Origin of the sequence: Sulfurospirillum oryzae, from assembly GCF_025770725.1 — a bacterium.
Classification (GTDB): Bacteria; Campylobacterota; Campylobacteria; order Campylobacterales; family Sulfurospirillaceae; genus Sulfurospirillum; species Sulfurospirillum oryzae.
In genome coordinates, this window is sequence record NZ_JANZKZ010000002.1 from 471,133 (window position 1) to 492,648 (window position 21,516).

Genomic DNA, 21,516 nt, shown 5'->3' on the forward strand with positions numbered 1-21,516 from the left:
CGCTTTAGAACATTTTCTTATTATATACAAAATTTGTGTGTTAATCCGTTAATTTATCGCTTAAAGTCATTGACATGTGTCACAAAATGTAGTACTATTTCACAAAATGAATGACCGTCAGTCATTTAAAAAGGTGCGCTATGGCAAGAATTATTGATAAGGAAGAGAAACGGTGCGACATTGCACGTGCATCTATTGAGCTTTTTTGCGACAAAGGTATTCAGCAAACAAGCATTGATGAGATTGCAAAGAGTGCAGGAGTCGCCAAAGGAACGGTCTATCTCTACTTTAAAAACAAAGAAGAGATTATCTTTACAATTTGGGATATTATCGCTCAAAATCATCGTGATACCTTTCAAAAACGCGTCAAAGAAGAGATGAGTGCTAAAGAGAAAATTTTAGACTTCTATAACTTTAGTGAGTGTGATAAAGAAGAAAACAAAGAGCAGATTCTAAAACTCTATCAACACTTTGTAAGCTCCATGCTTATCGATAAAACAGGGCTTTATACAGCCTATTTTGAGAGTTTTTTTCAAGAAGATTATGATTTTATTACCAATACTTTAAAAGAGGGTATGGCAAAAGGTGAGTTCTATGTCGACAATATAGATATACTGGCCTATACCATCATCATGCTCCTCAAAGGTGCTTTAGTCAGAGCAAAAGCCAGTAACATGGACTTCTATGAAGCCCAAAATACACTTACGCAACATATTAAGTATCTACTCGATCAATGTACAAGGACGGAACCATGAAAAAATTAACTCTTTTATGCCTCGTTCCACTGTTTGCCTTTTCTGGAAATTTGCCTGAACTACTAGGTCTTGCAGAACAAAACAAACACGTGGAAGCTTCACGTTATAACCTAGAAGCAGCTAAAGAGCAAGAATACGCAATGAAAAGTGGATACATGCCTAGCCTCTCTTTGGGTGCCAATCAGACCTATAACCAACAAGAAAACATGTTTACACCCGAAAAAAGTCGTACAGGTGCTGCCACGCTCTCCTTTATCCTTTACGATGGTGGGAAAAGAGAAGCGATGTTTGACCAGCAACAAGCTCTCGTTAAAGCAGCTACATTCTCACTCTCATCTGTACAAAACAATGTTTCACTGAATGTTATCTATTATTATTACAACTACATCAGTACGCTTGCAAGTAAAGAATCAACATTACAGAAGATGGAACAACTCGAAGCAGAGCGTTATCGCTTAGAAAAATTCCTCTCTGTTGGCTCTGCAACAGCCGACGAGATCCAAAAGATCATTTCGACCATCGAACAAACGAAGGTCGACCTTTTAACCCTAGACAACACATTAAACAACATCTCCAATACGCTTGAATATCTAACCGGCAAAGCCGTAAGTGTTGAAGCAGGCTCAACTATCACGCTCAAAGAGGGCAAAGTGGAAGATGCAACACGATTTGACATCTTAGCGTTAGAACAGAGCGTACAAAGCGCCCGTGCTGAAGCACAAGCCGCTAAAGCACCTCATCTTCCAACGATTAAACTCGAAGATACCTACTCACGTTTCAAATACGACTACTCCAACCCTGCGTGGGAGTCTGACAATAACCACCAAAACACCGTTCAACTCTCTATGCAGTGGAAAATTTTTGACTTTGGCTCTACTTCAGCAAGTGCAGAAGCCGCGCAAAAAAATTACCTCTCTAAAAGCAGCGATTTAGCGTATGAAAAACATAAAGCTAAAGCGAGCTTTAAAAGTGCCCAGAACAGTTATGAAACAGCTCTTGCGAAGATTGAAGCGGCTAAAGCCAGACTTACAGCCTCAGAGATGACCTATGAGCTGGTTAAAAAGAAATTCCAACAAGGCATCGTCAATAACGTTACGTATCTTGACGCCCTTAGCGATAAATTCAATGCAAGGTCTCAGCTTCAAACAGCCCTCAACGAAGTTGAATACCAAAAAGCCGTTCTACTCTACGAAATGGGTAAAGAAATAAAAGGAGCTATCCAATGAGAAAAATTTTTGTAGTCACACTATTTATGTTTCAAGCACTAGTTGCAGCAGATGTTTATGCAACCTTTGATGTTGTTAGCGAAAAAAGCTCCGAGCTAGGACTTTCGATTTCAGGTGTCGTAGGTACTTTACATGTAGACGTTGGCGATCGTGTCAAAAAAGGTGATTTACTCCTTTCTTTGCAAAATGCACAAGAAAAAAACGAGTATGAAATTGCACGAAAAAATGCCGAACATTCGGTTAAAACGTATGATAGATACGCCAAAATATCTGATGTGATTGACAAAGAGAAGATGGAAAACTACCTCTATGACAAAGACATTCAGCTCTTAAATGCACAAAACAGAGAGATTATTTTCAAAAAAACAGAACTTCGCGCACCTTATGATTTGGTCGTAACGAAGAAAAATACGGAACTAGGTGACATCGTACTAGGCTCCCAAACAAAACTTTTAACCGTTGCCAGCACACGCGATGTAAAGCTCGTACTCAAACTGGATGAAAAGTACTGGAACAGTGTTAAAGTAGGGCAAAAATTTACCTATAAAGTCGATGGTAGCGATAAAAAGTATGAGGGTGTGATCAGTAAAATCTATCCAACCATTCTTCCAAGTACGCGCGAAATGCAAGCCGAAGTTAAAGCAGTCGACCTTATGCCAGGTCTTTTTGGCAATGGCATGATAAGTGCGGAATAAATCATGTATAAATTAGCCATAAATCGTCCCATAACCACCCTTATGGGTGTTTTAACTTTTATAGTTTTTGGTTTGATGTCTTACAACACCATGCCCATCAATCTTTTCCCCAATGTCGACTTTCCTATTGTTACCGTACAAACGACCTACAATGGCGCAGATCCAGCCACGGTGGAAACAAAAGTAACCGACAAAATCGAAGAGGCAGTCTCTGGCGTTGATGGCATCGATAAACTGATGTCAACCAGCTACGAAGGCTTTAGTGTTGTGACCATTCAGTTTAAACTGACTAAAAATATTGATATCGCAACCAATGACGTACGTGATAAAATCGGTGCGCTTAACCTTCCAACAGAAGTTGAAAAACCTGTGGTCAAAAAACTGGGTGCAACGGGAGGTGTCATCAACCTTTTTGTTGCCAGTGATGGAAAAAATGACATCGCATTGATGCGTCTTGCCGATGAAAAACTCAAACCAAAACTCCAGCGTGTTAAGGGTGTTGGTGAGGTGAATATCATTGGTTTTCAAGAGCGTGAGATTCGCATCTTTATAGACCCTTTTTTACTGAACAAATACAACCTAAGTGCCTCAGATCTTAGTGGTATCATCTCAAAGCAGAACATCAAGCAAGGTGCTGGAAAGATGATCAATCAAAACCAAGAGATCATCATTAAAGCAGAGGGCGATGCTGCCAATATTCAAGAGATCGAAGAACTTTTGGTCAAACCGGGTGTACGCCTAAAAGATGTTGCAACCGTTGTTGATGGACTCAGTGATGCTAAGAGTTTTTCTTCTTACAATGGTCAAAGAGGTGTCACACTTGAAGTTAAAAAAATTGCAGGTGAGAATGTTCTGAACATCATTAAAGGTGTTAAAAAGATCATGCCTGACCTTCAACTTTTAGCGGGTAAAAACAATGAGATCAAAATCTTACAAGACCAATCTGAAAAAATTATGGTCAACATCAACAATGTTCGTTTTGACCTTATTTTTGGTGCATTTCTTGCTATTATCATCGTTTTTGCCTTCTTGCGTAACTTTACAGCCACCATTGTTTCAGCCCTTGCTATTCCAACGTCTGTTATTGGTACATTTGCCATTATGAACGCTCTAGGCTACGACCTTAACCGTTTAACACTCATTGGTCTTACCCTTGCTATTGGTATTTTTATTGATGATGCGATTGTTGTTATTGAAAATATCATGAAAAAAATGGAAGAGGGTATGAAACCTTTTCAAGCCTCTTTTGAAGGTATCAAAGAAGTTGCCTTTTCTATTCTAGCGATCTCTTCTGTTCTTTTAGCGGTCTTTATTCCTGTTGCTTTTATGGACGGAATCGTAGGTATGTTCTTTAACTCTTTTGCGATGACCGTAGCTTCGGGTATTGTTATCTCTTACCTTGTTGCTGTTATGTTTGTCCCATCTATCGGTGCGCGTCTTTTAAGTGCGAAAGAGAGTAAATTTTACTACGCTACTGAGCCTATTTTAAAAGCAATTGATAAAGGTTATGTATCGCTTTTAAAGCCACTTATTCGCTTTAAGACCATTACCGTTCTTGCGACATTTGGACTTTTGTTTGCTTCTATGACACTTAAAGTGGGTATGGACTTTCTTCCAATGCAAGACAACAGTGAGTTTCAAGTTACCATTAAAGCTCCTGTGGGTATCAATTTAGAGACAATGAAGCAAAAGGTGATTCCTGTTGATGAGATGCTAAAGGGTGATCCATCCATCGCATATTCTATCATCTCAGTCGGATATGATGCGGCTAAAAGTCTTCATAAAGCACGTATTTATGTCAAATTAAAACCTGTTAAAGAGCGAACCGTTTCTCAAATTAAACTTATTCAACAATACCGAGAGAAAATGAAAGGTATTGAAGGGCTTGTTATTGCTGTTGAAAAAGTGGATGACTTTGATACAGGTGGCACGACAGCACCGCTTCAAATTGTTCTTACCGGCGATAAATTTGAAACTTTAGATGAAACCTCTACCAAGCTTATGGAGTATTTGAAATCAACGCAAGGTATCGTTGATGTCGATAGAGACTATGAGAGCGGCAAGCCAGAGATGAAACTAAGTATTCTTCGTGAAAATGCCCAAAGAGTAGGGGTAAGCGTTAAAGAGATTGCCGCCGTTCTTGGGTCTGCTTATTCAAGCGATAGTGCCATCTCTTATTATGAAGACAACGGCAAACAGTTTGACATCACGATTCGTTTTAGAGATGATTATCGAATGTCACTTGAAGATATGAAAAAACTCCAAGTTAGAAACGCCAATGGCGAGTTTGTAGCACTTGAAGGACTCATTGCCTTTGAAGACTCACTAGGAACTGCATCCATCAACCGTTTTGATCGTGAGCGTAAAATCCTTGTAACCGCCAATATAGTGGGTACATCTCTTGATAAAGTGGTTGTTCTTGTTGAGGATAAAATGAAAGAGATTCTTCCTGAGGGGTATCATTACCGTTTTACAGGCGATGTTGAGAATATGAACGATACGGGTAAAGCTTTTGGAGCAGCGGTTCTTTTAGCGGTTATCTTAATCTACTTGATCCTAGCAGCCCTTTATGAGTCACTCATTCAGCCGTTCATCATTATGATCTCTATGCCACTTTCCTTAACGGGAATCATGGTGGCGTTGTATCTCACAGACAATACGTTTAGTCTTTTTGTTATGATTGGTATTATCTTACTTCTGGGAATGGTGGGTAAAAATGCTATTCTCGTTGTTGACTTTGCCAACCGTGCGATCAAAGAGGGCAAAAGTATTGACGATGCGCTTCTAGAAGCGGGTGAAAAACGCCTTCGCCCAATTTTGATGACAACCTTTGCGATGATAGGTGCGATGATGCCTCTAGCCTTTGGAAGCGGAGCAGGGCATGAAGCGAATGCTCCTATGGCACTTGCTATCATTGGTGGACTTCTCAGCTCTACTGTTTTAACCCTGCTCGTTGTTCCTGCCATCTATAAGTTCATGTACCCAATGGACAGATGGTTACGTTCATGGTACGAAAAAGGTACTGTTAAATAATCTTTACATGTAAAGAGGCTGTTAAAAAAACAGCCTCTTTATCTCTCTTTTTCTTCATTTACATCCGCAGTAGGTACACTTTTTGCTTTTGACCTATATAGATTTTCGGTTTTATTTTACACTGAGTTTCTATGTTCAGTTCACAGGTTCTCTCTGAAAGAGTTAATACAAGAGCAAAGCTCTTTAACGCGATGTGATTGCATTTGCTTTCACGCAAAATTCCGTTGATTCGGATATGTAAATGCTTTTTAAGGACAAGTAATGAAAAGAACAGTATGTCTCATTTCAGTAGCCGCAGTGCTTGGAATGAATGCTTACGCAAAAGACTATGTTGAAGATGTACATGGTGGCATCTCCCGTGCAACGATTGATGGAGAGCACAAGGCTGCTTTTGACATTGGCTATGGTATGACAAAAACATTGGATAACAAAGTGCTTTTTGGTGTTGCTTTTAATGGTGAATATTCAAATCTACGCGATGGCTCAATGTATGGCGCTGGTACGGATTTTAAACTGGGTTACAACGTTTGGGAGAAGATGAACGCTTATGGCATTGTTGGCGCAAAGCTACAATCCGTTGATGGTAATGCAGGTTATGGTTTGGGTTATGGTTTAGGTGTTGACTATCCTATTACAAGAGCAATTTCAGCAGCAGTTGAATATAAAAACTACAATATGAATGCAAGCAATATTCCTGATTATGACTATAAAACTTTAGGACTTAATCTCAAATACGCTTTTTAATCTACAAAAACAAAGAGATAGCTTAAAAACTATCTCTTTACTTATTTCTTTTTCTATCTTTTTTGGCTTGTTTCGCTTTGGCTTTGGCTTGTGCTTTACGCGCATCGCTCATTTTAGCTTTATCAGAGTTAACCTCACCTACATTTGTTTGTTTCCCTACATACGGTACTGTATGCTTTTGCTGTGTTGAAAGAGCTGCTAATTTATAGCCTTTTTCCATTTTAACGCTATTGTTAAGTAATCCACCCATTATATGTCCTTAGTATTTTTAGAAATGTGATTGGAGAAAAATCGTTGAGAGTTTTGTAACGATATATCTTTTAATTATACTTTATCCTTGCTTTAACCCATGTAAAAGAATTTACATGTAAAGAATTTTGCTTTTATTTCAGCCTACTTGATTAAAATACCACCAAATGTTTTTACATGTAAAAGGAAAAATATGCTTGAGCAAAACCTTATGACCATCCAACAATACGCCATAAAACACAAAATGAGTACCTTTGCAGTTCTAAAACTCGTCAATGCAAAGAAACTCAAAACAATCAAAAAAAGAGTTGACAATCAAGAGCATGAATATATTATTGATGAGACGATTTCATCAAATAAACCAGCGGTAATAAATCAAGAGTTAGAGGCACTAGAATCGCCAGAGCAGGGCAAAAGCATCGACTATGAAATCGAATTTCATAAGCTTTTGGCTAAATACATTGACCTTCAAGAAAAATACGCCAAACTTATCGAAGAAACAAAGTAAATTTGGAATCAGTGTTATTTACATGTAAATAAGAGGGCATCTTTGAAATGATGCCCCATAAGTATTAATGATTTAAAATATCGAGCGTTTTTTCATAAACACTAAGCTTTCTAAGCTCATTATTGAGCTCCTCAGTCAATTTTGATTGAGATTTTAGTTCAGCAGAGATAACTTGGCTCTTGCCAGCTAGATTTTCCATATCAGAAGAGAGGGCATTGCTTTTTGACGAGACCTCTAAAAGTCCACTGCTCACACCTGTCATTGTTTTACTGATATTTTCAACCGCCTGAATGATCGTACTAACCGATACATTGGTCTCTGAAAGGCTTTTTTGTGTACGTTCAGCAAGTTTTCTAACTTCATCAGCAACAACCGCAAATCCCCTTCCATGCTCTCCCGCACGCGCCGCTTCAATCGCCGCATTGAGCGCTAAAAGATTGGTTTGGTCAGCAATATCGGAAATAACGCTTAAAACAACGCGTATATCACGAACATTATTCGTAAGGTTTTCCACTTCGATAACAAGGTTGGCATTATCAACACTGCCTCGCTCCATGCTTGAAGAGAAGACAACAAACTCTTTTTCAACGCCACTAAGTTGTGTCTCAATCGCATCGATTGCGCTAATTGCATTTTGAAGGGTATTTCCAATACTTTCAAGTACAGGCATACTCTGTTTCATTTGCCCTAACATTGCTTTATTAATGTTATTGATCATATTTTGACGGTTGATCTTACGCAATAAGAAGTAACTCTGAAATCCAGCGTATTTTTGTACAAAATTATCGATGTAATCATCTTCAAAGTTTGCTTGATCAACCTGATAGAAAAAGATTGCCGTCAAGGTTTGATTAATGTTGACGCCCAAAAGCTCGCCAAAAGTCGAAAAGCCCACAACAGGAATCTCTTTAAAGGTAAGAAGCTGATTGATCTCCTTGCCATTGCACAGACGTCTTAAAATACAATCATTGAAAATCGCTCCAATCGCTTTTGGTTTGTTGCGACTAAACTCTGCAAAATCATGGTTTGTAGTCTGGACAAAGTCTGTTTTTTCAAGCAAAAGAAGTTCTTCACCTGCTTCTATATCACAATAAAAATTAATTCTATCGTTTGTGACATCAATAGCAGCAACCGAGCGAATATAAATCTCTCCATTGATTTCAATACCAAATGTATAATTGGCAAGTTTATTATTTAACTCATTAGCAGAACATCTAAAATGACTTGTAAGCGCTGCTACGACACCTAGCCCCATGTTGGTATTACGATCTAAAAAGGCGCTAACAGTACGCGTAATCGGATTTGCTTCTAATACAGTAAACGATGTCGATGTTTTTCTAAAATTTTGACTTTTAAAGACACCAAAACGGTACTGTGGTGTCAATTTGATAAATGTAACGACTGCATGATGACGCAAAGTACGTGTTCCATCATAGATATAGGTATTTTGAAAATCTAATTTACCACCAGCACTGCCACCAATGAGTAAACAGGGGAATTTAGCCACATTGTAAACAGCTTCCATAAAAAAGCTCTCACTCGCACTAAGACCATCAATGAGCGTATAACCAAGCGTGTCATCTGAGCGCATTTTAAAAGGAACGCGTACTTTTTTGACTTCTTCAGCAATCATAGCAGAGCGTTCAGCGGCTGTTTTCTTACTTGTAGCCATATCTTCGCTTTTTAGCGCAATAGATGCCACATAGACATCGCTGACCATTTCAGGAGAAAAAAGCATCAAAACAATGTTATCGCCTTCACCAGCTCCAGCAGAAGAATAGAGTGAGGGAAGGGGATTTGAACGATCCAAACTGCACAATTCACCTGCAGTAGTCGAAAGTATCAAAGTCGTATCAGTTGGAAGTGTTTGCTTGAGTTTTGATGCAATAGAAGGAAAATCAAGCGCAGGAGAGACAAAACCTAAAACAACTTTAGGTTTAAAAGGGAGATTTTCAAGTCCTGTTGTAATCGTTCTTTCTTGAAGCGTCAAAGTAACAATAGCTTGATTTGGGAAAGTACGATTGGATGAGCTAAAAGTCTGGTCTTGCGTTGATGATCGAAAAAAATTCAACATGACAGGATTTCCTTTAGAATGAAATTTATAACACCAAGATTACAATGTTGTGCCACAATTATAACAATTATACTCAAAGCATAGAAAGCAAATAGCCATAAATATATAGACAATATATGACCATACTATGACCTTTGTATTTATGCTAGCTCACAAAAAATAAAGATGTACTTAAAACATCTTTGCCCAAAGACGTGACCTATGAACAATCAAAGAATAGTAACTTTTCTATTTTATTAATTATTGAAAACTTAAATTTTCATAGTTAATACTCAATAGTATATTCAAAAATACTACATTAAATTCGTAGCATGAAAATAGCTTATAACCGTATCGTTTTCATTTTCTCTCTTTTATTGCCTTAACATGTAAAAAAGCTACTTGTCGTAACAAAATATGTTACTATTTGTATATTAAAGGTAAAAGTTTAGCTCCGATTCCTTTTCTTCTAAGCACTAAGAAAAAAATCTTATTTTTAAGACCCATTTTGATGCCCCTTCCCTTTATTTTATTATTGATTTTTTCATCCTTTTAGCCTTACATGTAAAGTCGTTTAACACCAGTCAATTCACCGCATTGTGTACAACAAGAAGGGACATTATTCTTTTGTGCTAAGTGTTGTTGTATCTGTTTAGTTGGTAAAACCTTTGTAGCATCTATCATAAAGCAACATGGGGCTTTTGTTCCATCGACAAAGTAATAACGCATCTTTTCGTTCTCTAAGTATGAGCACTGAAATGTTGTATAAGGTAAAGGTTCAGTAGTGTAATGTACTTGGTAACTCTTTTTTGGTTGTATCTGCTGAATCGCAAGAGCAATTCCATGTTCTTGTGCAAAAGCTTTAAGTGGTGCTAGGTCTTGCCCATAATTTAGAGCATAAATTTTGATCTTTTTAGGTGCTAAAGCATGGCAGGCTAAAAGATGCTTGAGAGCTTTTGAAGGTGATGTTCTGCCACTTCGTTTAGCCAGTGCTTCATCTAAGGTATCAAGCGAAAAACCAATGTGATCAAGTAGTACACTGTGTGTTGCAGATAAAGCAATAGTACCATTAGTAATAGTACTAACACGATGGCCTTTACCTTTAGCATGAGCAACCATTTCCCAGAAAAAAGGGTGCAATAGTGGTTCACCTGTTCCATAAAGTAAAAGCATTGTAGGGGATTTTTCGGCTTGAAGAATGCGTTCAAAACATTCCCAAGACATGTGTTTATGTTCTAGTGTACCATTGGGGCAATAGAAACATTTGGCATTACATGCGGTAGTGATTTCGATTTGAGTGAACATTTTATATACTTTCTACAAAACTTGATTCTGCATTTTGAGCATATTTCTAACTTTGTTAATACCATCATAACGGAAATTAAGCATTTTGATCCTTGTCATATTGTTTTATAATTTAGGCTTCGATGACAGATAAAATATCAATGTCATCACGAATATATTTACATGTAACAAATTTACCAGTATAAAATATGTTTAATGAAGACATTTTAACCTAATGGTGTCACAATTCGCGTCACAAAAAATGATTTTTTATACAAATATTTAGAAAAAATGAAATTAGATAGGTAGATCTTTATGGGATTGAAAGTAATATGTTACTATTTTATTGCATTAATAAAAATCAAGCCTTTAGGAAATAATGGTGAGTGATTTTCGTTTGATTCCTCTACTTATTGCTTTTGCATTTAGCCTATCTCAAGCTGCAATTATCGAAGACACTGTTGAAATAAAAATCCCCGTCAAAACAACTTTGAGCACATCAACAGAGAAAATTGTCGTTACGATTTGGCACGACGACACCAAAACAAATACTCCTTTTGTTCTGATCAATCACGGAAGATCCGCGTCACCTACGGATAGAGAAAAATTTGGTAGAGGAAGATACGTCAAAGAATCAAAACGCCTTGTAGAACTAGGTTTTACAGTACTTGTTCCAACACGCATCGGATATGGCGTATCGGGTGGCCCTGATTTGGAGTATACCCCTACAAAACTTTCTCATGCTAATTATCAACACGCTTTTGAAGTCATGGCAACAGAAGGCGTTCATGTTGTAAAACTTGCACAAACTTTGCCGTATGTCAATCCCGAGAATGGCGCGCTTATTGGTATATCGTATGGCGGAGCAATGGTCATAGCGATGAGTACAAAAAATATCCCTAGCATTAAAGCCATCCTCAATCTTTCAGGAGGTGTTGGTGGCGACCCCATCAAAAATCCTGGCAATCCAAGAGATCCACAAAACGCAGAAGATATTTTTCGAGCCTATGGCAAACTCTCTAAAATTCCAACCGTATGGGTTTATGCAAAAAATGATGAATATTGGGGTAAGGAAATTCCTATACAATGGTTTAAGGCTTTTGCTGAGGGTGGGAGTAAGACGGTTATGTACCATTTGGGAACTTCGACTGCTGGGCATTCTGTATTTCGGAAAGATTTTGACACATGGTTTCCAATTTTTACAAAATTAGCCAAAGAACACAATATACTGTAAAAGCAGAAACCCCGAGTTAGGTAGCTTCTGCTTTTTTGATTTAACTTAGATGCCTAGTTCTTGTCTTTTAAAGTACTCTTTACCCACTTTACACAATGGACAAGCATTGGGTGCTTTTTTTCCTCTGTGAATATGTCCACACACCTCGCACACCCAAATCTCTTCTTCTTCATCCTCAAAGAAACCATCTTCTTTCATCGCATCTTGCAATGCTTTATACTCGCGTTCATGTTCGATTTCTACTTTACCGATGGCATTGAAAAGTCGTGCAAGCTCTTTGTGCCCCTCTTCTTCCGCAATTTTTGCAAAACCTGGATACATTGTTGTATGCTCATAGTTTTCACCTGCCATTGCTGCATCAAGGTTTTTGAGTGTTACTTCAGTCTCAGCACCATCAACCAATTTATGGTAGGCTTTAAACTCAGCTCTTGCGTGCCATTTTTCATTTTCTGCCGCTTCTCTAAAGTGGCGTGAAACGGCATGCCAGCCCTCTTCTAGCGCAATGTCAGCAAATAAATCGTATTTGTTACGCGCTTGTGACTCACCAGCAAATGCTTTCATAAGATTGACCGCTGTCAAATCTGTTGTCACACACTCCATTTCTTGACCACAACAGGTAAGCTTACCACCACCTACATTTTGAACTTCAACTTCGTTACCACATTTATTACATTTGTATGTTTCATACTGTCTCATTTTTTCTCCTCAAGTTTTTATGATGTAATTATAGAGAAATAAGCTTAAAAGATAATAAATACTAAACAATAAAATTTATTATTTGTTTCTTCTTCTTTTGATTCACAAAATTATAGGCAAATAGATCTATTTTAGGCTATTTTAGTACGTTTTGCTATTTTCTTTCTAAGGTTTTTACCAATACCATAGAGTGTAATTGCTATCCAAAATACCTCTATCAAAAAAGATCCTAAGTTAAAATGAACCAATAAAGAGACGATCAATGCCAAAGCACCTACAAGATTTAAAATCTGATAAGCTAAGGAGTGTATGTCGCATCGTGCAATTTGAAGTAGAAAATAAGCCAAGACAATGCACAACATCCCTACAAAACCGAGCCATTGGAAAAGATCCATCTCTATATTCATCATTAACTACAAAATTCCTTTTTTACTAAAAAACTCTTCAATAGCTTTGGAGCAAAACGCTTTGTCATACATGTAGAGCTCTTGCCATGTTTTACCCTCTAAAAAACTCTTTGTCTCAATCTGATATTTATGTTTGATAAAATGTACAAACTCCAAAACGGAACTAAACAAAAGTGCATATTGCGCCGCTGTAAACTTTTTGAGAAGATCAAATAAACGATAGTAATTCACCATCTTTTTACTCGACTCTTCACCCATACGAAGCGACCAGATGCGTCCAGCAAAATCGTGTTGATACTCAACGCCAGTGCGAATTTCTAACGAAAACTCTCGCAAATTCTGTAAAAATGTCTCTTTGGGGATAAAATCTGTGGTATTGTGGAAAAAAAGATAGATACTAAAAAGAAAAAGGTCTTCGACGCAAGGCGCAAACGCTTTGATCTCACTATACGTCTCTTTTTCAACACTCAACTGCATCCTAAGATAAGCAAGGTGCTTTACGCGCCAGTTATCTTTTTGCTCTGCCCTCTTCTGCCACTCAATCAATGTAGGTCTAGGTATATCGTAACGCTCAACTAAAGGCTTGTAAGATGTCTGCATCGCTTACTCCCAAGTCAGAATAGGCTATTCTATTACTTTTTTTGAAATATTTCAATACGAAAAGTTGATTTGGGATTTATAGAGAGAAAATGTATACCATTTGTTATTTTTCTAAACAAATGGTATACATAAAAAAAGATATTAGATATGAAAGTGTTTTAAAAACTCTGGGTTGTTATCAACTAAACCACGCGCAATCAAGTTTTTGATAACAGTTTGATCGCAGTCGGTATCTTTTGGCCACTCTCTGGTGTATCCATCAAGTGCATTTTTTGTCGTTGCATCAATACCGATAAATTCATCTTCAATAAAAATATCGCGAAGCGCATCAATATTATTGACCACACGCCAGATTAGCATATACGCATTATCCACATCATTACCTTCACAATCAACAACGATCAAGAGCTTCATGTACTCTTTTAAAGGTTTGAGTGCTTCATACACCTCTTTGCCTGCCCTCTTTTTATTGATGGTTATAACGGTAATCGGTGTTTTTGTATCTGTTTTATACTGTTTAAGAGCCTTCACTTCTGGAACCAATGTCGTTACTTTAAAAAGAAGATCTCTATCGCTCAAAATAGTCTTAGAAGGCGCATCAATGACACCTCCTGTACAATCCACCCCAAGCTTACCACCAAAGAGTGCATTCGGAGAAGCATGGTCGAGCGCATCGCATACGCCCTCACTAATGAGTAAACGCTTTGCACTGACACGATTCAAAATGTAATCGCTCAGTTTTTCATAATCATCTAGTTCTGGTGCATTTTCATCTACAAAAATCGCATGCTTCACAAAGCTCATCTGCCCTACACCCCAAAAAGCATGCATAAACTGTTTCGCATGCCCTGGGTAAAGTACATTCATTTTCGCCAAAATAAAATTATGGAAAACCCCATTTTCAGGCATATTATAATCAATCAAATCGGGTGCTGTTGTTTTTAAAAGTGGTAAAAAGATGCGTTCTGTCGCCCAGCCCATGTATTTATCTTCCAATGGAGGTTTGCCTACAACCGTGGCTTGATACACTGGTTTTTCTTTACATGTAATGCAGGTCACATCCATCACAGGATACGGCTCTTTAAGTGTGTAATAGCCAGTATGGTCACCAAAAGGTCCTTCGATCTCACTCAAAGCAGGATCAACCCATCCCTCAATGACAATGTCCACGTCTTCAGGCACGTAGATAGGATTGGTCAGTGACTTCACAAGACGAGCACTTTTATCTTTGATGAAACCGTAGAGTAAAAGCTCAAACATACCGATCGGCATTGGCGCTTGTCCACACCAAATATAAAGTGGATCGCCACCAATTCCAATGCTTACAGGCATCTTTTTACCCGCTTTTTGGTACTCATGGAAAAAATGCGCACTGTCTTTGTGAATTTGCCAGTGCATACCAAGGCGGTTCTTATCGTACACTTGCAAGCGGTACATGCCTAGGTTTTGTTTTGTGCCATCCAAACTTTGCGTATAGACTTGTCCCATCGTGATGAAAGGTCCACCATCTTCGCTCCATGTCGTTAAAATGGGAAAATCATAAAGATTTGGCTCTGTGTAGACTTTCGTTTGACAGACACCCTTGCTTTTAAGTCGTTTTGGCAGAGCATTTTTAAGATTAAAAAGAGTTCCAAGCATCCCCATTTTATCCATAAAGGAGGTTGGCGGTTTCATGTGCATTAAAGATTCTATCTGGTTTGCCACAACATTAGGATTTTTGCCAAATATAAGCTCTGTGGCTTTGGTTGAGCCAAACACATTCATGAGGACGGGCATATCAAAGCTTTTACCCAGTCTTTTGCTCACAGGTTTTGTAAATAAAAGTGCTTTAGAGTCCTCTTTTTTAACTTCAATGTAAGCAAGATGCGGAATTTCAAGGTCTATATCCAACTCTTCATCAATGACACGTAAAAGATCATTTTGGCGTAAAAGATCAATGATTTTCTGCATCCCTACCCTTTAAAAAATTTCATTAAGTGCGATATGTTCAGCGCGTTCTAAAAGAGCTTTTGCACCACGGTCGAGTACTTTTTGAGCGAGGGCTTTTCCCACAGTTGCATATTCCAAACGTGTGACACTTATCTCTTCAGTGAGCATTTCTGAGCCATCAGGAAGACCAAGAATAGCTCTTACATGTAAAGCATTTCCATTAATCTGCGCATTCACGCCAATAGGCACTTGACAACCACCTTGAAGCACAGTGATGAAATCTCGTTCAACACGCGTTTCGATGATCGCATCTTCATCGTTAAGTACCGAAACCAAGCGTTCAACTTCTGCATCACAGACAATTTCAATACCAAGAGCCGCTTGACCAGACGCTGGAATCATCACCTCTTTTGAAATAGGCGTAAAGTAAGTCACTTCCGAGCTCAGACCTAAACGATTTATACCAGCACTTGCCAAAATGATAGCATCGAACTCGCCCTCTTTAAGCTTGCGAATCCGTGTATTGACATTGCCACGTAAGTTTTTGATCACAAAATCAGGGCGCAGTTTCAAAAGTTGCATTCGGCGTCTCAAACTCGTTGTACCAACCACAGCCCCTTGAGGAAGTGCTTCTAATGAAGCGTATTTTTCAGAAAGCATAGCATCACGAACATCTTCACGCTTTGTTATGACACCAAGTTTTAGTCCCTCTGGAAACTCCATCGGAACATCTTTAAGACTATGCACCGCAATGTGTGCTTCACCTCTTAGCATTGCCTCTTCAAGTTCCTTTGTGAAAAGTCCTTTACCACCAATTTTTGCCAGAGCAACATCTAAAATTTTATCACCTTTGGTCATCATAACAGAAAGCTCCACTTCCAAACCAGGGTGCGCCTTTTCAAGTTCAGCTTTAACATGTTCTGACTGCCAAAGGGCTAGTTTACTACCACGAGTTGCAATAATTAGTTTTTTCATTTAGACTCTTTTATAAATTTTCTATACGCGCGTTTTGTGTCATCTTTTTTGCCATCAAGGTAGATCGTAGGTGTACCATTGACCATCATAGCATTTGCTAATTCTTGGTCATTGTTGAGTTGTTTGAGAATAGGCGCTTGATTGATCTGCTCAACGGTAAAGTTTTTGCCTAGAGCTTTGTTGAAAATATCAAGTATCGCTTTTTCATCGGTCTCTTTAATGTCAAAAAACTCTTTATAAACCTTATAAACAATCTCTTTATCGCCCAATTCTTCGGCTAAAATCATTGCTTTAACTAGCGTTGGTGATGCTGGATGGATATTGAGCGGAAAGTGATAATAAAAAAGGGCAAACGTTTCAGGATATTTTTTAACATCCGCAATCACTTCGGGCACAAAGTCCATACAGAAAGGACAGAGGGGGTCGCTAAAAACAACGATTTTATGCGGTGCGTTTATGTTACCAAGAAGAAGATGCTCTTTGTTATACGCAGAAGCTTCCATGTCAAGTGAATAATTGCCTTTCATACTTCGACCGCTACTTAAATCTGCAAAATCTTTACTCAAAATTTTTCCATTTGTAAAGACAATGTCATTGACCGAGATTTTTTTACCCTCTTGTTTCACCAAGTTTAAGTCAATACGTACAAAATAAACCATCCAACCCGAAAGATCTTTCATCTCTTCTTTTTTAAGAATAACGACTTTGTCAAATGTATAGTTTTCATTCGGTGCTATCGCTTTTTGTAAAAATGTTGTAACTTTAGCATCAAGTCCCACAGAACTCTCTGCTGCGAAAAGCGAAACACTACTTAATGCGATGATTGTCGTCAATAACTTCAACATCAATGATTTCATCTTCATTTCCTTGTTTAAAATGATGTGGAGGATTTTCCTCTTTTACATGTAAAAATTTTGAAGCAAGCAGTGTCACGATAGAGCTAAATTGCAACAAAAGCCCTATAATATCACCTAAAAAGCCGGGCAAAATGAAAAGGATTGCTCCTACAATTGCCCAAAGATTAAGTCTTTGAAACGACTCAATGCTGATTTCTCCTTGCATGAGGGCATTTAGATTTTGCATCAGCGTGACACGCATATTTGCAAGTAAAATAAACCCAACAACTGCAGATAAGATAAGCTCAACAAATGTTGCAACGGCACCGATAGCTGAAGCGATGTTGACACTTACCATTACCTCTAAGAAGAGATAGATCAAAAAGTATTTCACGCGAGTAGTTCCTTAAGTTTTGAAAGAGCTTCCTCTTTTTTAACAACAGTTTTTTCTAAAGTTTTTCGCTCAACAATCTCAACAAAGCCCTCTTCAAGCTCTTTACCAACGATAAGCGCATAAGGAAGACCAATGAGTTCATAATCTTTCATTTTAAAACCAAAACGCTCATTACGATCATCCAAAAGCACACTCAAACGCTCTTTTTTCAAAGCATTGTATATCTCTTCAGCATAAGCACTTTGAGCCTCATCTTTACCATTAGAGACGATGATGTCAAGCAGATATGGAGCCGTTTGCTTGTTCCAGATACATCCTTTATCATCGTGGCTTGCTTCGATCATAACTGCAACCAAACGACTCACACCGACACCATAGCATCCCATGTAAAACGGTTGTGCTTTGCCATTTTTATCTAAAAAGGTTGCGCCCATAGCTTTGGCGTATTTTTGTCCTAATTGGAAAATATGCCCTACTTCAATGCCTTTCGTCACACCTAGTTCGCCACCACAACAAGCACAACGATCTCCTGCTTTAACGCTCACAAGGTCTTTATAACGATCTTCGTTGAAGTTAAACATGGAAACACCGACCATGTGAAAGTCTATTTCATTGGCACCACAGATAAGATTTTTAGCCTCTTTCAGTTCAAAATCTATGTAAAATTTTACACATTCTAATCCAACAGGTCCAATAAAGCCCGCTTTGAGCCCTGCACGCTCAACCTCTTCAAGGCTTGCATCGACAAGATCGAGTGCGCCACACGCATTTTGCGCTTTGGTCTCTTGAAGCTCATCGTTTCCTCTTACAAAAAAGACAACGACTTCTTCTTTGTCAACATAGATTGCTTTTTTAACAACGGCTTTAATACTATAAAAAGGATCGACTTTAAAAAAGTCGCACACGTCGTCAATTGTTTTCATATCGGGAGTTTTGAATTTGGAAAGATTGGCTTCTGGTGCTTCTGCATTCGTTGTTTTAGGAGCACGTTTGGCTGCTTCAATATTCGCGGCATAAGAGCACTTCTCACATACAACGATGTCATCTTCGCCATTTTGTGCCAACACCATAAACTCTTTGCTACCACTTCCGCCGATGGCGCCACTATCGGCTTCCACCGCTCTAAAGTTTAGACCTAAACGTGTAAAGATTTTGGTGTAGGTTTTTTCCATAACATCAAACTCTTTTTTCATACATGCTTCATCTTCATGAAAGCTGTAACCATCTTTCATTGTAAACTCACGACCTCTTAAAAGTCCAAAGCGAGGACGTGCCTCATCACGGAATTTTGTCGTAATTTGGTACAAATGCAGTGGTAATTGCTTATAACTGTTGATGCGGTTGCGAACGATGTCTACAACAACCTCTTCATGCGTTGGTCCTAAAACAAATTCATTCTCTTTTCGATCTTTAAAACGGCACAACTCTTTGCCAAAAACATCATAACGTCCACTTTGTCTCCAAAGTTCTGCAGGTGTAACGACATCCATCTGGATCTCTTGTGCACCCGTTTCATCCATCTCTTCTTTAACGACATTTTTGATTTTATCAAATACGATTTTTCCCATAGGCAAAAAGTTATACAATCCACTACCTACTTGTGAGATAAAACCGCCACGCACCAAATATTGATGGCTTGGAAGCGTTGCATCTTTAGGCGCATCTTTTGTTGTTGGTGCATATAATTTTGAAAACTTCATTACTTAACTCCCATTTGGTATTCACATTTATACATATTCATTCGTTTTGTTTGATCTTCGTTAATATTAAAAATATATTGAACCGCTTGTACAATGGTATCGGATTCTGGTTTTTCAGCGACTTCTTTAAGGTTTTTTGTTGGCGTGTGTAAAAAGGAGTTAAAAGCATGGTGAAGGACTTTTGAAACTTGATCTTGTATCTCTTCAGGAATATACCCTTTTTTCACCGCTTTTTCTAACTCTTGCAACGAGCACTCTTTTGCATGATCGCGTATCTCTTTAATGATAGGATCAACACACATGCTCTGCAACCATTTGAAGAAATCCATCGTTGAACGCCCTACAATAGAATAGGCAATCTTAGCTTGTTCTTCACGAAGTGACATGTTCTTATTGACAATCTCTTCAAGATCATCCACCGCGTATACATGTAAGTCTTTATGCTCTTTTACATCAATGTCGCGAGGTACTGCAATGTCGAACCAATAGCGTGAAAACTCCCTCTCTTCAACCATATCATCGGTAATCACACTGTGAGGTGCGCCTGTGGCAGTAAAAACAAGGCGATAACGGTTGATATACTCGGTCAGTTTTGCATAAGGAGCTGTCGTTGCAAGCTCCCCTAGTTCGGTGGCTAATGCCTGAGCATGCTCTAAATTGCGGTTAATAATAATAACATTAACCCCATTAGCAATAAGATGTTTTGCCGCCAATTGGCTCATCTCTCCTGCTCCTACAACCAATGCACTCAAACCACCAATTGTGCCAAAAATATCTTTGGCTTTATTGACAGCGACACTAGAGACCGAAACGGGGCTTTTTGAGATGTCCGTACGACTGCGTACTTCTGCGGCACAGCGAAACGCATGATGCATCGCACGTCCTAGTTTTTGTCCACAATAGTTATTTTCAAAGGCAAATTTAAACGCCTCTTTCAGCTGCCCTGCAATTTGTGTCTCACCAATTACCAAACTGTCCAGAGAAGAACAGACGGTAAAGAGATGATGAATCGCACCATTGTCTTCATAAATATCAGCTCTACCCTCTAGCTCTTCGCGTGGAACGCTTGAAACATGGCTTATAAGATCAAACGTATCACTTAACGCTGATGCACATTCTGTTACACTCATGATCACTTCAACACGATTACACGTTGAAAGTAAAATGACCTCATTGATCGCAGCACAAGAGATCAATGTGCCCATGAAATGGCGGCTTTTTTCTTCCGAATTAAACGCTAATTTTTCGCGAATGCTAATATCGGTGTTCTTGTGTGTAAAACTAATGGTGAGATAATGCATTAAAAATTCCTCTCAATCATATCTTTAATAATGGAGCTAAGACCTACATCTTCTTCTTTTTCGATAACCGCTAAAGCTTCCAAGCCTAACTTTCTTGCATAAGCAATTGAATCTTCCAGCGCATTTGTTTCGTTCATTTTAGTTTTGATCCACTCTTTTTGTGCATCGTCAAGCTCTTGTTGAAAGAAGGAAAGAAGTTTAGTTTGATCATCTTTGCAGAGTTTGCGGTACATGTAAAGATAAGGGAGTGTTGTTTTTCCCTCTTTAAAATCGTTCAAAGAAGGCTTTCCAAGGGTTTCGCTGCTTTGGGTAATGTCTAATATGTCATCGATGATTTGAAAAGCAAGCCCCAAATTTTTGCCATAGAGTGCATAAATTTCACCATTTTTTCCAGCAAGCAATGCAGCCGCTTTGGCTGATGCTTCAATCAATGAAGCGGTTTTTTTATAAATCATGTCAAAATAGCGCTCTTCGCTGTCGTTAAAAGCACTAGAGAGTTCAACATCTAAAAGTTCACCCACAGAGAGGAGTGCTACGGCATGAGAGATACTATAGGCAACATCATCCGGCATTCGCGTGAGTTCGCTAAAGCCTTTGGAGTAGAGAATATCGCCTAACATAATGGCTGTTTTGTTGCCAAAAAGAGCGTTTATAGAATCTTCACCGCGCCTTGTGTAAGCGTCATCGATCACATCATCGTGAAGCAAACTTGCCGCATGAATAAGCTCGACAATAGCTGCTAGTTTGAGTGAGTCTTCACTCACTCCTGCAATCTTCAAAATAAGTTTTGCTCGTAACCGCTTACCTTTAGGAACTCTGTGAAAGAGCTCAACACTGCGTGCGTCACCTAAAGAGGCAACCATCTCAACCATCAAATTTTCAACTTTTTCTAGCACC

Annotated in this window: 20 protein-coding genes and 1 pseudogene; 7 read left to right on the forward strand and 14 right to left on the reverse strand. The window is 38.5% G+C overall.

What is annotated here, in order from left to right:
• The first annotated feature begins 140 nt into the window (after positions 1–140).
• From N0B29_RS06860 to N0B29_RS06880, 5 genes are all read left to right on the forward strand, one after another.
• A complete protein-coding gene (locus N0B29_RS06860; RefSeq protein ID WP_263832960.1) occupies positions 141–755 on the forward strand; it encodes a TetR/AcrR family transcriptional regulator in 615 nt (204 codons plus the stop codon).
• Positions 752–1,981 carry a TolC family protein gene (locus N0B29_RS06865; RefSeq protein ID WP_263832961.1) on the forward strand — a complete coding sequence of 410 codons (1,230 nt, stop codon included), beginning with the start codon at positions 752–754 and terminating at the stop codon, positions 1,979–1,981. The genes N0B29_RS06860 and N0B29_RS06865 overlap by 4 nt, the downstream gene beginning before the upstream one ends.
• Positions 1,978–2,676, forward strand: coding sequence for an efflux RND transporter periplasmic adaptor subunit (locus N0B29_RS06870; RefSeq protein WP_263832962.1), 699 nt, complete (start codon positions 1,978–1,980; stop codon positions 2,674–2,676). The genes N0B29_RS06865 and N0B29_RS06870 overlap by 4 nt, the downstream gene beginning before the upstream one ends.
• 3 nt (positions 2,677–2,679) lie before the next feature.
• Positions 2,680–5,709 (forward strand): efflux RND transporter permease subunit, encoded by a 3,030-nt coding sequence (locus N0B29_RS06875; RefSeq protein ID WP_263832963.1) that lies wholly within the window; start codon positions 2,680–2,682, stop codon positions 5,707–5,709.
• A gap of 261 nt (positions 5,710–5,970) precedes the next feature.
• Positions 5,971–6,453, forward strand: coding sequence for a hypothetical protein (locus N0B29_RS06880; protein WP_263832964.1), 483 nt, complete (start codon positions 5,971–5,973; stop codon positions 6,451–6,453).
• 37 nt (positions 6,454–6,490) lie between these two features.
• On the opposite strand, the gene N0B29_RS06885 is transcribed toward N0B29_RS06880, so the two are convergent.
• Positions 6,491–6,703 (reverse strand): hypothetical protein, encoded by a 213-nt coding sequence (locus tag N0B29_RS06885; RefSeq protein ID WP_263832965.1) that lies wholly within the window; start codon positions 6,701–6,703, stop codon positions 6,491–6,493.
• Positions 6,704–6,895: 192 nt separating this feature from the next.
• On the opposite strand from N0B29_RS06885, the gene N0B29_RS06890 reads away from it, so the two are divergent.
• Positions 6,896–7,210: a hypothetical protein gene (locus tag N0B29_RS06890; protein ID WP_263832966.1), complete on the forward strand. Its 315-nt coding sequence runs from the start codon at positions 6,896–6,898 to the stop codon at positions 7,208–7,210.
• 64 nt (positions 7,211–7,274) lie between these two features.
• On the opposite strand, the gene N0B29_RS06895 is transcribed toward N0B29_RS06890, so the two are convergent.
• The 3 genes and pseudogenes from N0B29_RS06895 to N0B29_RS06905 all read right to left on the reverse strand — a co-directional run bounded on the left by N0B29_RS06895 (position 7,275) and on the right by N0B29_RS06905 (position 10,568).
• On the reverse strand, positions 7,275–7,928 hold the full coding sequence (locus N0B29_RS06895) for a methyl-accepting chemotaxis protein (protein ID WP_318526700.1): 654 nt from the start codon (positions 7,926–7,928) through the stop codon (positions 7,275–7,277).
• A gap of 162 nt (positions 7,929–8,090) precedes the next feature.
• Positions 8,091–9,284 (reverse strand): annotated as a pseudogene (locus tag N0B29_RS06900) (FIST signal transduction protein); the annotation flags it as partial.
• A gap of 537 nt (positions 9,285–9,821) precedes the next feature.
• Positions 9,822–10,568 (reverse strand): radical SAM/SPASM domain-containing protein, encoded by a 747-nt coding sequence (locus tag N0B29_RS06905; RefSeq protein ID WP_263832967.1) that lies wholly within the window; start codon positions 10,566–10,568, stop codon positions 9,822–9,824.
• 361 nt (positions 10,569–10,929) lie between these two features.
• On the opposite strand from N0B29_RS06905, the gene N0B29_RS06910 reads away from it, so the two are divergent.
• The gene (locus N0B29_RS06910) at positions 10,930–11,781 is read left to right on the forward strand and encodes a dienelactone hydrolase family protein (protein ID WP_263832968.1); all 852 of its coding nucleotides are present in this window, start codon (positions 10,930–10,932) and stop codon (positions 11,779–11,781) included.
• Positions 11,782–11,826: 45 nt separating this feature from the next.
• Here the strand turns inward: N0B29_RS06910 and N0B29_RS06915 are convergent, their stop codons facing one another.
• The 10 genes from N0B29_RS06915 to N0B29_RS06960 all read right to left on the reverse strand — a co-directional run bounded on the left by N0B29_RS06915 (position 11,827) and on the right by N0B29_RS06960 (position 21,515).
• The gene (locus tag N0B29_RS06915) at positions 11,827–12,477 is read right to left on the reverse strand and encodes a ferritin family protein (RefSeq protein ID WP_263832969.1); all 651 of its coding nucleotides are present in this window, start codon (positions 12,475–12,477) and stop codon (positions 11,827–11,829) included.
• A 131-nt stretch (positions 12,478–12,608) separates the two neighbouring features.
• Positions 12,609–12,887 (reverse strand): CBU_0592 family membrane protein, encoded by a 279-nt coding sequence (locus N0B29_RS06920; RefSeq protein WP_263832970.1) that lies wholly within the window; start codon positions 12,885–12,887, stop codon positions 12,609–12,611.
• A 3-nt stretch (positions 12,888–12,890) separates the two neighbouring features.
• Positions 12,891–13,484, reverse strand: a complete 594-nt coding sequence (locus N0B29_RS06925; protein ID WP_263832971.1) for a hypothetical protein — start codon at positions 13,482–13,484, stop codon at positions 12,891–12,893.
• A 141-nt stretch (positions 13,485–13,625) separates the two neighbouring features.
• Positions 13,626–15,434, reverse strand: coding sequence for a menaquinone biosynthesis decarboxylase (locus N0B29_RS06930; RefSeq protein ID WP_263832972.1), 1,809 nt, complete (start codon positions 15,432–15,434; stop codon positions 13,626–13,628).
• Positions 15,435–15,443: 9 nt separating this feature from the next.
• The gene (gene hemC, locus N0B29_RS06935) at positions 15,444–16,388 is read right to left on the reverse strand and encodes a hydroxymethylbilane synthase (RefSeq protein ID WP_263832973.1); all 945 of its coding nucleotides are present in this window, start codon (positions 16,386–16,388) and stop codon (positions 15,444–15,446) included.
• Complete coding sequence (locus tag N0B29_RS06940) at positions 16,385–17,245, reverse strand: DsbA family protein (RefSeq protein ID WP_263832974.1); 861 nt, start codon at positions 17,243–17,245, stop codon at positions 16,385–16,387. Before N0B29_RS06940 ends, hemC begins: the two co-directional genes overlap by 4 nt.
• The gene (locus N0B29_RS06945) at positions 17,196–17,618 is read right to left on the reverse strand and encodes an FxsA family protein (protein WP_263832975.1); all 423 of its coding nucleotides are present in this window, start codon (positions 17,616–17,618) and stop codon (positions 17,196–17,198) included. Before N0B29_RS06945 ends, N0B29_RS06940 begins: the two co-directional genes overlap by 50 nt.
• On the reverse strand, positions 17,615–19,318 hold the full coding sequence (locus N0B29_RS06950; RefSeq protein WP_263832976.1) for a proline--tRNA ligase: 1,704 nt from the start codon (positions 19,316–19,318) through the stop codon (positions 17,615–17,617). Before N0B29_RS06950 ends, N0B29_RS06945 begins: the two co-directional genes overlap by 4 nt.
• Positions 19,318–20,619 (reverse strand): glutamyl-tRNA reductase, encoded by a 1,302-nt coding sequence (gene hemA, locus N0B29_RS06955; RefSeq protein ID WP_263832977.1) that lies wholly within the window; start codon positions 20,617–20,619, stop codon positions 19,318–19,320. The genes N0B29_RS06950 and hemA overlap by 1 nt, the downstream gene beginning before the upstream one ends.
• On the reverse strand, positions 20,619–21,515 hold the full coding sequence (locus tag N0B29_RS06960; protein WP_263832978.1) for a polyprenyl synthetase family protein: 897 nt from the start codon (positions 21,513–21,515) through the stop codon (positions 20,619–20,621). The genes hemA and N0B29_RS06960 overlap by 1 nt, the downstream gene beginning before the upstream one ends.
• Between the last annotated feature and the right edge of the window lies 1 nt (position 21,516).

Excerpts from the sequence above, each read along its gene's own strand:
- N0B29_RS06920 (WP_263832970.1), bottom strand. The coding sequence starts at position 12,887 with ATGATGAATATAGAGATGGATCTTTTCCAATGGCTCGGTTTTGTAGGG.
- N0B29_RS06865 (WP_263832961.1), top strand. The coding sequence starts at position 752 with ATGAAAAAATTAACTCTTTTATGCCTCGTTCCACTGTTTGCCTTTTCT.
- N0B29_RS06895 (WP_318526700.1), bottom strand. The coding sequence starts at position 7,928 with ATGATCAATAACATTAATAAAGCAATGTTAGGGCAAATGAAACAGAGT.
- N0B29_RS06870 (WP_263832962.1), top strand. The coding sequence starts at position 1,978 with ATGAGAAAAATTTTTGTAGTCACACTATTTATGTTTCAAGCACTAGTT.
- hemA (WP_263832977.1), bottom strand. The coding sequence starts at position 20,619 with ATGCATTATCTCACCATTAGTTTTACACACAAGAACACCGATATTAGC.
- N0B29_RS06940 (WP_263832974.1), bottom strand. The coding sequence starts at position 17,245 with ATGAAATCATTGATGTTGAAGTTATTGACGACAATCATCGCATTAAGT.
- N0B29_RS06925 (WP_263832971.1), bottom strand. The coding sequence starts at position 13,484 with ATGCAGACATCTTACAAGCCTTTAGTTGAGCGTTACGATATACCTAGA.
- N0B29_RS06860 (WP_263832960.1), top strand. The coding sequence starts at position 141 with ATGGCAAGAATTATTGATAAGGAAGAGAAACGGTGCGACATTGCACGT.
- hemC (WP_263832973.1), bottom strand. The coding sequence starts at position 16,388 with ATGAAAAAACTAATTATTGCAACTCGTGGTAGTAAACTAGCCCTTTGG.
- N0B29_RS06950 (WP_263832976.1), bottom strand. The coding sequence starts at position 19,318 with ATGAAGTTTTCAAAATTATATGCACCAACAACAAAAGATGCGCCTAAA.
- N0B29_RS06890 (WP_263832966.1), top strand. The coding sequence starts at position 6,896 with ATGCTTGAGCAAAACCTTATGACCATCCAACAATACGCCATAAAACAC.
- N0B29_RS06930 (WP_263832972.1), bottom strand. The coding sequence starts at position 15,434 with ATGCAGAAAATCATTGATCTTTTACGCCAAAATGATCTTTTACGTGTC.
- N0B29_RS06885 (WP_263832965.1), bottom strand. The coding sequence starts at position 6,703 with ATGGGTGGATTACTTAACAATAGCGTTAAAATGGAAAAAGGCTATAAA.
- N0B29_RS06905 (WP_263832967.1), bottom strand. The coding sequence starts at position 10,568 with ATGTTCACTCAAATCGAAATCACTACCGCATGTAATGCCAAATGTTTC.
- N0B29_RS06880 (WP_263832964.1), top strand. The coding sequence starts at position 5,971 with ATGAAAAGAACAGTATGTCTCATTTCAGTAGCCGCAGTGCTTGGAATG.
- N0B29_RS06875 (WP_263832963.1), top strand. The coding sequence starts at position 2,680 with ATGTATAAATTAGCCATAAATCGTCCCATAACCACCCTTATGGGTGTT.
- N0B29_RS06915 (WP_263832969.1), bottom strand. The coding sequence starts at position 12,477 with ATGAGACAGTATGAAACATACAAATGTAATAAATGTGGTAACGAAGTT.